The 12,176-nt window shown below is 62.5% G+C and carries 11 protein-coding genes and 1 pseudogene (1 of these 12 cut by a window edge); 6 read left to right on the top strand and 6 right to left on the bottom strand.

What is annotated here, in order from left to right:
* From gloB to GEU01_RS26140, 3 genes and pseudogenes are all read left to right on the top strand, one after another.
* Positions 1 to 476: pseudogene (gene gloB, locus GEU01_RS22150) on the top strand (hydroxyacylglutathione hydrolase); it begins 258 nt to the left of the window's first position.
* Between the two features lie 412 nt (positions 477 to 888).
* Positions 889 to 1,479 (top strand): polyhydroxyalkanoate synthesis repressor PhaR, encoded by a 591-nt coding sequence (phaR, locus tag GEU01_RS00310; RefSeq protein ID WP_232272380.1) that lies wholly within the window; start codon positions 889 to 891, stop codon positions 1,477 to 1,479.
* Positions 1,460 to 1,726, top strand: a complete 267-nt coding sequence (locus GEU01_RS26140; RefSeq protein WP_162136418.1) for a hypothetical protein — start codon at positions 1,460 to 1,462, stop codon at positions 1,724 to 1,726. Before phaR ends, GEU01_RS26140 begins: the two co-directional genes overlap by 20 nt.
* Here GEU01_RS26140 and GEU01_RS00300 read toward each other — a convergent pair.
* Together GEU01_RS00300 and GEU01_RS00295 are read right to left on the bottom strand one after the other, a co-directional pair.
* Complete coding sequence (locus tag GEU01_RS00300) at positions 1,704 to 3,050, bottom strand: agmatinase family protein (protein WP_019084496.1); 1,347 nt, start codon at positions 3,048 to 3,050, stop codon at positions 1,704 to 1,706. The genes GEU01_RS26140 and GEU01_RS00300 overlap by 23 nt on opposite strands.
* A gap of 14 nt (positions 3,051 to 3,064) precedes the next feature.
* Positions 3,065 to 4,552, bottom strand: a complete 1,488-nt coding sequence (locus tag GEU01_RS00295) for an agmatinase family protein (RefSeq protein ID WP_019084495.1) — start codon at positions 4,550 to 4,552, stop codon at positions 3,065 to 3,067.
* A 598-nt stretch (positions 4,553 to 5,150) separates the two neighbouring features.
* Here GEU01_RS00295 and GEU01_RS00280 point away from each other — a divergent pair.
* The 3 genes from GEU01_RS00280 to GEU01_RS00270 are packed head-to-tail and all read left to right on the top strand — an operon-like array spanning position 5,151 to position 9,095.
* Positions 5,151 to 6,698: a hydantoinase/oxoprolinase N-terminal domain-containing protein gene (locus GEU01_RS00280; RefSeq protein ID WP_019084493.1), complete on the top strand. Its 1,548-nt coding sequence runs from the start codon at positions 5,151 to 5,153 to the stop codon at positions 6,696 to 6,698.
* Positions 6,691 to 7,779 (top strand): DUF917 domain-containing protein, encoded by a 1,089-nt coding sequence (locus tag GEU01_RS00275; RefSeq protein ID WP_019084492.1) that lies wholly within the window; start codon positions 6,691 to 6,693, stop codon positions 7,777 to 7,779. Before GEU01_RS00280 ends, GEU01_RS00275 begins: the two co-directional genes overlap by 8 nt.
* A 17-nt stretch (positions 7,780 to 7,796) precedes the next feature.
* Positions 7,797 to 9,095 (top strand): cytosine permease, encoded by a 1,299-nt coding sequence (locus tag GEU01_RS00270; RefSeq protein WP_019084491.1) that lies wholly within the window; start codon positions 7,797 to 7,799, stop codon positions 9,093 to 9,095.
* Here the strand turns inward: GEU01_RS00270 and GEU01_RS00265 are convergent.
* The 4 genes from GEU01_RS00265 to GEU01_RS00250 form a co-directional block, all read right to left on the bottom strand.
* Positions 9,092 to 9,832: a lysophospholipid acyltransferase family protein gene (locus GEU01_RS00265; RefSeq protein ID WP_042710744.1), complete on the bottom strand. Its 741-nt coding sequence runs from the start codon at positions 9,830 to 9,832 to the stop codon at positions 9,092 to 9,094. The two genes, GEU01_RS00270 and GEU01_RS00265, sit on opposite strands and share 4 nt — an antisense overlap.
* Before the next feature lie 77 nt (positions 9,833 to 9,909).
* Entirely contained in the window at positions 9,910 to 10,599 is a 690-nt protein-coding gene (locus GEU01_RS00260; RefSeq protein WP_019084489.1) for a YdcF family protein, read from the bottom strand.
* Positions 10,578 to 11,504 (bottom strand): cell division protein FtsX, encoded by a 927-nt coding sequence (locus GEU01_RS00255; RefSeq protein WP_019084488.1) that lies wholly within the window; start codon positions 11,502 to 11,504, stop codon positions 10,578 to 10,580. Before GEU01_RS00255 ends, GEU01_RS00260 begins: the two co-directional genes overlap by 22 nt.
* A complete protein-coding gene (locus GEU01_RS00250; protein WP_019084487.1) occupies positions 11,504 to 12,172 on the bottom strand; it encodes a cell division ATP-binding protein FtsE in 669 nt (222 codons plus the stop codon). Before GEU01_RS00250 ends, GEU01_RS00255 begins: the two co-directional genes overlap by 1 nt.
* Between the last annotated feature and the right edge of the window lie 4 nt (positions 12,173 to 12,176).

Genomic DNA, 12,176 nt, shown 5'->3' with positions numbered 1-12,176 from the left:
CCCGCCTGCCACGCCTTGATATCGCGGTGCGCGACGGGGATGTCGTGGCCCTGGGGCAGTCCCGGGCGCAGGTGATCGCAACACCGGGGCATACGGCGGGGGAGGTATCCTATTATTTTCCCGACGGCCCGGCGCTGTTCTGTGGCGATACGCTGTTCAGCATGGGGTGCGGGCGACTGTTCGAGGGGACGCCCGCCGACATGTTCGCCAGCCTGCAACGCATCAAGGCCCTGCCGGATGACACGCTGATTTGCTGCGGACATGAATATACCCAGTCCAATGCCCGTTTTGCCCTGCATGTCGATCCGGATAATGCCGCGCTGAAACAGCGTGCGGGCCAGGTGGCGGACCTGCGGCGCAGGGGATTGCCAACCCTGCCGGTGCCGCTGTCGGTGGAACGTCTGACCAACCCCTTCCTGCGCGCGGGCGACGTGGCGACTCTGGCGCGGTTGCGCGGTGAAAAGGACAGTTTCTGACAGACTGCGTCATGTTTGGCGCGGTTGGGGAAACGCAGGTGGTTACATCTGCGTTTTACAGGCAGGAGGACACAGGCTTCATGGCGGGACAGGGGGCGGAAATGACCATCATCCCGGCATGGCCGGAACATGCGGATGGGGAACCGGGCCGGATGGCAATATTGTTTTCCCATCCGGAATCACAATTAATGATCCGGCTCATGGCCAGTCCCTGATATTATGACATAATACAGGCTGTCTGGCGGTCATGGATGCAGGGACAGGCGCATGCCGCGCGCTGAACCCATTGCCGCAGGGCTGGACATGGTCAGGGGGTGGGTATGAAAGGGCCATGCCGGGGGGAAGTCCCCATGGCTGGCCTGCATGCGCAATGTCTGGCCGGGGTGGCCGCCGCCATCTGGCGGACGGCGTCATGGCCCATCGGGGTGTTACGGGCCTGATCCATGCGAAAGGAAGGCATTTGTCGGTATCTTCTGTTCCGGTAATCATCAAGAAATACGCCAATCGGCGGCTGTACGATACCGAACTTTCGGCCTATATCACCCTTGAAAACCTGATGGACATGGTGAAACAGGACCGTGCCTTCGTCATTCTTGATGCCCGCACGGGCGACGACATAACCCGTGGCGTGCTGGCGCAGGTCATGCTGGAAGAGGAAACCCGTGGGCGCGCCATGCTGCCGGTTGCCTTCCTGCGCCAGCTTATCCGCTGTTATGGTGACAGCAGGCAGGGCGAGGTTTCCGATTACCTGGAACGGATGATGGCCGAATTCATGGACCGGCAGTCCCCATCCGCGACACCGGACGGACTGGAACAGCTGGGAAGGGAAAACGCGGCGGTGGTGCGGCAGGCCATGTCCCTGTTTACCTCCCTTTACGCCGTGGAACGGGTCGGGAACCGGACGGTGGAAAACCTTCTGCAGGAAATCATGGACCTGCGGCAGCAGGTCGCGGCCCTACAGGCCCCACAGGGGACGGCGCCGGATGAAAAGGGCAGCCATTGAAGGCACTTTGCCGGAGGGGATGCGCATCCCCCTCCGGCATGTGGTTCCGTATCTGGCGGATGGCGGGGTATCAGGACGTCCTGCAGATCATGAAGACGTTTCTGGTAACGCTTTTCCGGCAACTTCAGGAAATGCCGCCTTTGTGGAAAAGGCAGCCCCCGGAAACTTTCGTTATTTTTCCATCAACCTGATATTTTGCAACAGTCCTTCAGCATGGCCTGGGATCATGTGTGCGGATGCCTGTTGAGGGCAATGCCCGTCAGGCATGCATGCATGATTGCATTGGCATTCTGGCCGGTCTGGTAGGTGGTATCGAGTACCGGGGCGGGATCAAGGAGTTCAAAGCCAACCACCGTGTTGCTGGCGCATATGCCCCGGACAAGGGGAATGGCCTCACGCATGGTCATGCCACCTGGTAGCGGGCGACCCGTGCCCGTGGCGTACGCGGGGTCAAGAACACTCAGGTCGAATGATACAATGACGTTATGCGCTTTTGTCTTCAGTTCATCATTCACGGTCTGCAACAGGGCCATCGTGCCGTGCTGCTCCAGTTCGGTGACCGGGTGCGTGACAACGCTGCCGGGACGCGATGTCGTGGGCTGGATGGATGGGGCGCCATCCCTTACGCCAACCTGAATGATATTCTGGGGCAGGACGCTGCCGTTTTCCACCAGCCGCCGTACGGACTGGTTATCCGCGCGCAGGTGTCCGTCATCTTCCCAGTCCGTTTCGCCATGCGCATCAAACTGCACGATTGATATGGCGTCATGCCCGTAGACGGATGACAGCCCGGATACATCGGGAAACATGACGGAATGATCGCCACCGATGACAAACGGGACAACATGCAGACGGGCCATCTGTGCGATCATGTCACGGATATGCGCTTCCGATCGTTCCACGCTCATGTAATCCACCGCGAGATCCCCGTAATCGGCCAGACGGAGCGCCGCGCCGGGATTGATGCCGGTATCGGGATCGGGGTCGCTGGCGCTGCCCGTCAGGTAATCCGCGGTTCGCAGCATCATGGGACCATGAAGGGCGTCACGCCAGCCGGTGCTGAAATCCTGTGGCACGCCGACGAAGGCAACCTCCACATGTCCTGCTTCCAGATCTTCGGGGTGGAGGGCGAACGGGGCGTGCGCGAAGGTGGGAATGCCGGTTTTCTGGTGGATGTAGCGGTCCAGGATGATGGGGCCGGGGTCACGGTGCAGGTCATCAAGAATGGCGGGCCGGACAACGGTTTCCCCATTGAAGGCCAGGGCGGATGTGGTGTTTAGCGGAATATCGGGCTGATCGCCGGGCTGGAAGGCTTCTTTCGCCACGGCATTCATCATGGCATCAATATAATCCTTCGCCTCCACCGTGCTGCGTCCGGTCAGGACCATGCGCACCTTTTCCGGTGTCAGGCGGAATTCCGCCAGTTTGTGTGGATCGGTGGCGAAGGCGCGTTCCGCTGGTGTCAGGCCGGCCAGGGCATCGGGTTGCGCCGGGGCCTGTGCATGCGCCGGGGGGAATAACGGACCGGCCAGCACGGCTGCCAGGGTCGAAAGAAAGAGCATTTTGCGCATTGGATTACCCGTTCTCACTTTGATGTTCCCCCCAGGTGATCACGCTGATGATCGACGGTAAGCGGGCTGAGATAGTTTTTCTGCGTGATGCCTTTCTTGCGCATGGCAATGCCGGTCAGGCAGGCGTTGAGAAGGAAATTGGCGTTCAGCGCGGTCTTGTAGCTGGTGTCGAGATAGGGCGCGTACTCCACGATATCGAAACCGACAACATTCTTCTCGGCACACAGGCGGCGCAGGATCGGCTGTGCTTCCCGCAGGGTCAGGCCGCCGGGAACGGGCGTGCCCGTACCGTGGGTGAAGGCCGGGTCCAGCGCATCGATATCAAAGGAAATCCACAGCTTGTCCGTATTCTGGCTGGCTTCCGCCAGTGCGCGTTCCATGACGGCGTTCCAGCCGCGTTTTTCCACTTCCACCATGGTGTGGTAGCGCATGTTGTTATCGCGCATCCATTTGAAGCCCGCTTCCTCCGGCCCACGTGAACGCAGGCCGACCTGAATATAGTTTTTCCCCTGCACGTGACCTTCATGGATGACCCGGTATACCGGCTGCCCATGATCGATCAGGTGGGGTTCGTTGTGCCAGGCGTCGTAGTGGGAATCGAAGTGCACGACCCCCACTTTCCCCTTGCCATAGACATCGGTAATGCCCGCCACGTCGGGATATTCCAGTGAGTGGTCACCGCCGACGACCACGGGGATGGAACCTGCACGGGCGATTTCCGCCACAGTGCGCCGCACTTCGTCAATGCTGCGTTCGGTGCTGAGATTGTCTATCGCCACGTCACCGTAATCGACGATCTTCAGTTCCTCGATGGGATCGACCATGGTGTACATGTCCGGCCCCCACGGTCCCTGTGCGCCGCGTGACGTGCGCATGTCCATCGGGCCGTGCTGTGCATCACGGAAGCCGGATCCCATGTTCAGTGGCGCCCCCACGATCGCGACATCCACCTTGCCCGCCTTCAGATCCTCGGGTGTCAGGGCAATGGGGGCATAGGCAAAGGTGGGAATGCCGCTGAACGACCCGTATTCGCCACCAATGTAACGTGTGATCTGGATCGGCCCCGGTTCACGTTTCGGATTGAGCTGCTGGGGAATGCGGGCATTCCATGCATTGAAACTGGGTGATTTCGTATCAAGGGGAATGCTGGCGGGATCCCGGCCCGGCTTGAAATCGACCTGTTCGGCAACCGATACCATGGCCGAGACATAGGCACTGATTTCTTCAGGTGTTTCTTTTTCCAGCTTGGCGAACAGTTGCGCAGGTCCCCCCGGTGGCCGGGCGAACATGTACAGCGCCGGGCTGGTCAGAAAGGCCTTCTGTTCATCGCTCAGGGCCGTCAGTCGGGGTTTCAGCACATCCGGTATGACAATTTTCGGCAGGGGCGGTGGCTTGTCCACGTCTGTCGCGCCGTCCGCAGCAGATACAGGGGCTGCCTGCACCATGCCCAGACTGGAAAAGGACAGCATGGACGCGGCAAGAAGACACAGGTGCCGTGACATGGGCCTGCGTCTGCGTGGTCGTGCGGCCTCATGGTTGCAGGCAGATGGAAGGTAATGATCCCGGTTGGGGGACCGCACATGCTGTGTAACCATGAATATTTCCCGCCGTATGAAAATGCATCGGAATTATGCCCGGATACTTTCGACCCCCCTTGTGGTGTCATGGAATACGCATTTCCGCGTATTGATCGCGGAGATGAAGAATTTCAAAATAACAGATAAATTTTCATAGATTATGAAGTAAACTATTAATAAATAACGATTTTAATACAAAATATATTACCTGTTAATAACAATTATAATAAAAAGCACATTTTCGTGATTTGCGCTCATCCCCGCATGGTTGCCGTGGATGCCCTGCATGGGCGCAGCGCCTGTCTATACAACCTTCATGCCGGCAGGGGGGTAAGATCATGCAGCCGGGGCCATCACTGTATCGGTGCGCGCTGTCTGGCATGATGGCATGGGATAGTGGTTATGGTGACCGCAGGGAATGATGTTGACGGGCTCATTCATATCGTTACCATAACAATATGGCATCGGTGATTTACTGATTTCCACCGTTATTTCCGGTCTGTCGGATGGCAGGGACTTTTCCATGATCAGAATTGGCATTGATGTCGGCGGCACCAATACGGATGCTGCCATGATCACCCAGGACGTGGTGCTGGCATCGTGCAAGATATATACAACCGGCGATATCATGAGCGGCGTGCGCACAGCCCTGTCCCGGCTGCTTGAAATATCGGGGCAGCCCGCATCTGCCGTCAGTGCGGTAATGATCGGCACGACTCATTTCACCAATGCGGTGGTGCAGCGCCGTGATCTTGCCCCTACCGCCGCCATCCGGCTTGGTCTGCCTGCATCCGCCTGTCTGCCGCCCATGACCGACTGGCCCACCGACCTGCGCGACGCCATTGCCGGGCGGGGCTACATGATCGCGGGTGGCAATGAGTTCGATGGGCGCGAAATAGCACCGCTGGATGAGACGGCCCTGCGCGGCATCGCGGCACAGTTGCGGGCGCAGGGTGTGGGATCAGTTGCGGTTTCGTCCATCTTTTCCCCCGTCAATGCGGAAATGGAACATCGGGCCGAAGCGATCCTGAACGCGGAAATGCCCGGTGTTCATGTCACGAAATCACACGAGATCGGTCGTATCGGCCTGCTGGAGCGTGAAAATGCCAGCATCCTGAATGCCTGTCTGCGTGATCTGTCGCGCACGGTCATCACCGCCTTTCGTGACGCGCTGGCGCAAAGTGGCATTCAGGGGGCGATGTACCTGACCCAGAATGACGGCACCCTGATGGATGCCGGTTTTGCCGAGCGTTTTCCCGTCATGACCTTTGCATCGGGACCAACCAATTCCATGCGTGGCGCGGCTTTCCTGTCGGGTGTCGCGGATGCGATCGTGGTTGATGTCGGCGGCACGACAAGTGACGCGGGGCTGTTGCGGGGCGGTCTGCCACGACAGGCCGGAATTGCGGTGGAAGTCGGTGGCGTACGGACCAATTTCCGTATGCCCGACGTGTTTTCCGTAGGGCTGGGGGGTGGTTCCATCATCCGGCAGGCGGAAGGCGGGATTACGGTGGGGCCGGACTCGGTCGGTTACCGTCTTGCGGATGAAGGTATGGTCTTCGGCGGTGCGACCCTGACCACGACGGACATCATGGTGGCGGCGGGCGGCGCGTCGCTGGGGGACCGGTCGCGTGTGGCCGACCTGCCGCCCGCGCTGGTGCGTGACGCCCGGCGTGCCATCACCGCCCTGCTGGAACAGTGCGTGGAACGGGCACGTATTTCCGCCGATATGCTGCCGGTGCTGGTGGTGGGTGGGGGTTCAATCCTGGTCGATCATGAAACCCTTGCGGGCCTGCCGGTCATGAAACCCGCGCATTTCGCGGTCGCGAACGCGGTCGGCGCCGCGATTGCGCAGGTTTCGGGCGAAACCGATCGCGTCTACAGCCTTGCGACCGTGTCGCGTGACGCGGCGATGGCGGATGCGCGCAAGGGGGCGATGGACATGGCGATTGCCGCCGGCGCGGCCCCCGACGGGCTGGAGGTCATCGATATCGAGGAAATTCCACTTGCGTACCTGCCGGGTAACGCCACGCGCATCCGTATCAAGGTAATCGGGGATCTGCATGTCTGAATGGGGTTATGTGATCGGGGAGGAAGACCTCCTGCCCCTGTCACTGGGCTGTGCCGTGCTGGGCACCGGTGGTGGGGGCAATCCCTATCTGGGCATGCTGCGCACGCGCGAACTGATCCGCGCAGGCGCGCAGGTGCGTATCATTCCCTTTGACGCGCTTGATGATACGGCAACGGTCTATGCCCTGGGCAGTATTGGCGCGCCGGTGGTGGGGGTGGAAAAGATAAAGCGTGGTGACGAATGCTTGCATGCCCTGCGCGCACTGGAACGGACGACCGGACGCCGGGCAGATGCCCTGATTTCGGAGGAAATCGGGGGATCAAACGGTATCGAACCGATCGCGATTGCAGCACAGGCGGGGCTGCCGGTACTGGATGGGGATGGCATGGGCCGTGCCTTTCCCGAAGTGCAGATGACGACGTTCTTCATTTACGGGCAGGCCTGCTCACCCGCCGCCGTGGCGGATGACAAGGGTAATGTCGTCACCTTCGACCCGGTGGATACCATGTACCGGTTGGAGGCACTGGCGCGCGCGGTCACGGTGCAGATGGGCGGCAGCGCCGGCATGTGCACCGCCCCCATGGGGATGGCTTTCATCCGGCGCGCGGCATTGCCCGGCACGGTAACACAGGCCCTGCGTATCGGGCGGGCCATAGTCGATGCGCGGGCGACGCGGGCGGATGTGCTGGAACGCCTGCTGGTCGTGGCCGACGCGACATTGCTGTTTACCGGCAGGGTCACGGCGGTCGTGCGGGAAATGAAGGGCGGTTTTTCCGTCGGCATGGTCATGATTGCGGGCAATGGCGCGTATGCGGGATGCACGGCACGCATCGCCATCCAGAATGAAAACCTGGTGCTGTGGGTGGATGACGCGGTGATGGCCTGCGTGCCCGACCTGATCATGATGGTCGAACACGAAACGGGGGAACCCATTACGACGGAACTGGTCAAGTACGGCCTGCCCGTCGCGGTGATCGGCCTGCCCGCGCACGATCTGCTGCGGACAGCGCAGGCGCTGGATGTCGTCGGGCCGCAGGCGTTTGGTTATGCGGGGATTGATTACGATACGCACCGGCTCTGACGGGCGGGGGAGGTACGATGTCCCCGGATGGCGATTATCTGACCGAAACCGTGCCGCAGGGTGTCGCCCTGCCATGGTGGCGTGTCGCGCTGATGATGTCGGCTTTCAGCGTGTCCCTGCCAACACTGGTGACAGGGGTCGATCTGGCGCGTGTGACCACCATGCCTGGTTTCGTGACTGGCATGCTGGCGGGTGGCCTTATCCTGACCATTATCGGCTCCCTTATGGGGATTGTGGGCGCGCGCACGCGGCTGAGTTCATACATGCTGGCCCGGCTGGTCTTCGGGGAACGGGGGGCGATGGCGCTCAATGCCGCCTTTGCCGTGTCCCTGCTGGGGTGGTTCGGGGTCAATATCGACCTGTTTGCCGATGCCATGCGCGTTCTTCTGGCAACGCTATGGGGGTGGCATGGGCCCATCTGGCCGGTGGAACTGGGCAGTGGGCTGCTCATGACCCTGACCACCATGGTGGGGCTGTGTGCGATTGACCGGCTGTCGCTGGTGCTGACGCCGCTACTGTTTCTTGCGACCGTCTGGCTGCTGCTGTGCGCTCTGGATGTGCCGCATGCGGGCATCATGGATCATATGCCCCATGGTCATGCGTTGCGAATGGGCGATGTCATTTCCGCCGTGGTGGGCGGGGTGGCGGTTGGTGCGGTCATCATGCCAGATCTGTGCCGTTTTCTGCATCGCGACAGGGATGTCGTGCTGGTGTCCGTGTGTGCGTATCTGCTGTCCGCCTCGTTTGTCATGTTTGCGGGCGGTGTCGCGGGCGTTCTGGTCCCGCAGGGCGGAATGCTGCAGATCATGTTGCATATGGGGCTGGGACTACTGGCCTTCGGGCTGGTATTCGGTGGCACATGGACGGTCAACGCACTGAACCTGTACAGCGTGATATTGAGTGCCGCCACAGTGTTTCCCGCCCGATCGCACCAGACCAGTCGCCCTGTCCTTACGCTGGCATGCGGCCTGCTTGGGACCGTGCTGGCGTTTGGGGGGCTGCTGGATCACTTTATCGCTTTCCTGTTCTATCTCTCCATCGCCTTTGTCCCGGTGGCAGGCATCGTCACTGTCGACTTCTTTGTCCTGCATGCACTGGATCACGACAGCATGGTCCATGCGGCCCGCAGGCCGGTGGTCTGGCGTGCCTTCGTTTCATGGGCGGCAGGAACGGGGATCAGCCTGCTGGCGTCAGCCGGGGTGGTAACATTAACGGGAATTGCTGCCTGTGATGCGATCCTTGGGGCAGGTATGACCCATGCCCTTGCCGGTTTTGTGGGCAGGCGCGTGGCAGGGCGCGCCGTGCGCCGTCCCTAGGCGGGATTGGCGGGGGTTGCCTGCGCGGGCACCGGCAGTCCGTGACGGGTGCAGAGTTGCCGCCACGCCTGACCGATGGCAGGCAGCAGTTGCGCCCGCCGCAGCCCTGCGGGCAGGGGTGCGCCCACAACGATATGGATCGTGCCCGGGCGTTTCAGCAGCCCGCCGGGTTTCCAGTACAGCCCCGCATCCGTTGCCACGGGAATGACCGGCAGCCCGGTATGGGTGGCAAGGGCGGCAATGCCCGGCTGCAGGCTGACGGGGGCACCGGGGGCCGTGCGCGTGCCTTCGGGAAAGATGATGATCTGCCGCCCGTCAGCCACGGCTGCATCGGTTGCGGCCAGCAGGGCGCGCAGGGCCTTTGCCTTGCCATCGCGGTCCACGGGTATCATGCCGCTCAGCCGCAGCATGGGGCCGACCAGTGGTATGCGCTCCAGTTCGCGCTTCATGACATAGGCCGGGCGCGGCACGAGGTTCATCCAGACCAGCGTATCGAATTCGGACTGGTGCTGGCACGCCAGCAGGCATGGACCGGCAGGCAGGTGCTCCATGCCGCTGACCTGTATGTCGATCCGGCAGATATGCCGCAGCCCCCGCAGGGTCAGCCCCGTCCATGCCTTGGCATAGGCCAGCGCCCGCCCGGGTGCGAACAGCCGGATGGGAAAGGCCAGAATGCCCATGATGATGGTCAGCAGCAGGAAATACAGGTTGAAGGCAAACGCGCGCAGTACTGTCATCACGAACGGGTCCATCAGTGTGAATGGGTTTTCCTAACACCAGAAAACCGGCGTCAGGACAAGCGGCGACCCGGTATTCAGCCCATGACGGGGGGCGCGCCGGGGCGGGTATCGGTATGGTTGATCAGGCCGTGCAATGGCCGCGTCAGGCGCGCGACATCCAGGCACGCCAGCAGCCATTTGTCATATTCCGTCACCATGAGCCGTATGGTGGCGGGATGCAGCAGGTGCTGCAGCGCGGGTGATTGGATCGGGTAACCATACAGTCGCACATCGGGCACCGTGCGCGCGATTTCCATCATGGCGCGGCGGATATGGTACCCCGCCGTCACCACGACCAGGCTGCGGATATGGTAGGCCCGCACCCAGGCCGCCGTTTCATCCGCGTTGCCCAGCGTGGACGTGGCGCTGTGGCCCAGTGTCGTGCGCATCCATAATGCCAGTGGCGTGGGCTGCGGCTGGTGACGCAGGAAATCAGCCAGCGTCGCATGCAGGTCCACGCCGGAAATCAGCAGCCTGTCCGCATCGCCTTGCGCCAGCAGGCGCAGGGATTCGTCAATCCGGCCCTGCCCGCCCGTCAGCGCCACGATCCCGTCCACATGCGGCGGCCGCGCGGGGGGACGCATGGCGTCACGGGTAAACCATGCCAGTCCCGCCATCCATGCCAGCACGGTGGCCAGTAAGCCCGTGGCCAGCAGCCTGCGGCGGAAGGGGGAGGGTCGTCCGTTGCCGTGTGGCGACCGTGTCATGGCAGGCGGCGCAGCCATGCCCGCACGGTCAGCTGGGTTGTGACCCAGCCCGTCATGCCTGCCGCGGGCGGCAGCGCCAGCAGCATCCATAACAGCGCATGCGGCACGATGTCCGCCCATGCACGGGGATCGCGCCAGTCCACGGGGGCCGTGGCCTGCGCATCGGTCACGGCGGAAAAGGGGGCGGCCAGATGCGACATGGCCAGCAGCATGGGAAGTGCCGCAAGACTGCCCCCTAGTCCCCCAACCAGCGCCAGCAGTCCCACGCGGGATGCGAACCGTCCGGCAATATAGCTGTCCATCGCACCCAGCGAATGGATCAGCGCAATGGCCTGCCGCCGGGTCTGCAGGCCCGCGCGTGTCGCGGCCATGACCACGCATACCGCCACCGTCATCACGATCAGCACGGCCAGCAGCGCACAGGCCTGCAGGCTTGCGGCCAGTGCGGCCAGCCGGTCGCTCCATACACTGTCATGTTCGACCATCACGCCCGGGGCAATGGCTTCCAGCCGGGGCAGCAGGGGGGGCATCGGGTCCTGTCCGGCCGCCGTATGCACCTCGATCACGGCGGGCAGGGGCAGGGACGCATCCCCGGTCTGCTCGATCCACGGGGCCAGCAGGCTGCGCAGTTCCGCGTCACTCAGCCGGTGCGCCGTGATGATGCCGGGGGTATGGGCCAGAATGTCCTGCACGGCCGCGATCCGGGTGCCCGAACCGGCGGCGGGGTCATCGGGGCCGGGCACCTGCACGGTTGTGACGGCCCCCGCGCCATGGGTCCAGCGCTGCGACAGGCCGTGCGCCGCAATTCCCCCCGCCAGCGCCAGCGCCGCAAGGAAGGACATGGCCGCGACAAGAAAGGGCAGGAATTGCCCCGGCAATGCCTGGTGCAGGGCCAGTCCGTCATGATAGCGCCTGCGTGCCATCAGCGGTAATCCCGCACCATGTGGCCATGCGCCAGTTCGATGGCGGGGGCGGGATATTTTTCCACGATCGCGTCGTTATGGGTGGCCACCACGATGGTCGTGCCCAGTTCCGCCAGCCGGTGGAACATGGCCATGAGGCGGCCCGCCTGCCGTTCATCCAGCGCGTTGGTCGGTTCATCCGCCAGAAGCAGGGCGGGGCGGTAGATCACCGCGCGCGCGATCGCGACCCGCTGCTGCTCCCCCCCCGAAAGCTGCAGCGGCCGCGCGTCCAGACGGTTTTCCAGCCCGACCCATTTCATGATGGCGTGGACCTCGTGGGCGATCTCGTCCTCCGCGCGGTGCTGCAGGCGCAGCGGGAGGGCGACGTTGTCAAACACGCTCAGGTCGGGCAGCAGCCGGAAATCCTGCCATACCGTCCCGATGCGGCGGCGCAGGCGCGCAAGGTTGCTGCGCCGCGCCTGCATGACCGGCACGCCCAGTATTTCCACCATGCCGGCACTGGCCTGCACCTCCAGCGACAGGATGGACAGCAGCGATGACTTGCCCGCACCCGAGGGGCCAAGCAGCCAGCGGAATTCACCCTGCGGCACGTCAAGGCTGATATGTGACAGCGCGGCCACCCTGGCGCTGCCGCCATGGGCGTAACTGACATCATGCAGGCGGAACATGCGG

The organism is Komagataeibacter europaeus LMG 18890, assembly GCF_000285295.1.
GTDB classification, from domain to species: domain Bacteria; phylum Pseudomonadota; class Alphaproteobacteria; order Acetobacterales; family Acetobacteraceae; genus Komagataeibacter; species Komagataeibacter europaeus.
The sequence above is the reverse complement of the archived record's forward strand: the minus strand, read 5'-3'. Positions and strand labels throughout refer to the sequence as shown.

Coding starts and splice junctions, on each gene's coding strand:
- GEU01_RS00280 (WP_019084493.1), top strand. CDS start 5,151: ATGATCAGAATTGGCATTGATGTCGGCGGCACCAATACGGATGCTGCC.
- GEU01_RS00270 (WP_019084491.1), top strand. CDS start 7,797: ATGTCCCCGGATGGCGATTATCTGACCGAAACCGTGCCGCAGGGTGTC.
- GEU01_RS00300 (WP_019084496.1), bottom strand. CDS start 3,050: ATGCGCAAAATGCTCTTTCTTTCGACCCTGGCAGCCGTGCTGGCCGGT.
- GEU01_RS00275 (WP_019084492.1), top strand. CDS start 6,691: ATGTCTGAATGGGGTTATGTGATCGGGGAGGAAGACCTCCTGCCCCTG.
- GEU01_RS00255 (WP_019084488.1), bottom strand. CDS start 11,504: ATGGCACGCAGGCGCTATCATGACGGACTGGCCCTGCACCAGGCATTG.
- GEU01_RS00265 (WP_042710744.1), bottom strand. CDS start 9,832: ATGACAGTACTGCGCGCGTTTGCCTTCAACCTGTATTTCCTGCTGCTG.
- GEU01_RS00250 (WP_019084487.1), bottom strand. CDS start 12,172: ATGTTCCGCCTGCATGATGTCAGTTACGCCCATGGCGGCAGCGCCAGG.
- GEU01_RS00260 (WP_019084489.1), bottom strand. CDS start 10,599: ATGGCTGCGCCGCCTGCCATGACACGGTCGCCACACGGCAACGGACGA.
- GEU01_RS00295 (WP_019084495.1), bottom strand. CDS start 4,552: ATGTCACGGCACCTGTGTCTTCTTGCCGCGTCCATGCTGTCCTTTTCC.
- GEU01_RS26140 (WP_162136418.1), top strand. CDS start 1,460: ATGAAAAGGGCAGCCATTGAAGGCACTTTGCCGGAGGGGATGCGCATC.
- phaR (WP_232272380.1), top strand. CDS start 889: ATGGCCCATCGGGGTGTTACGGGCCTGATCCATGCGAAAGGAAGGCAT.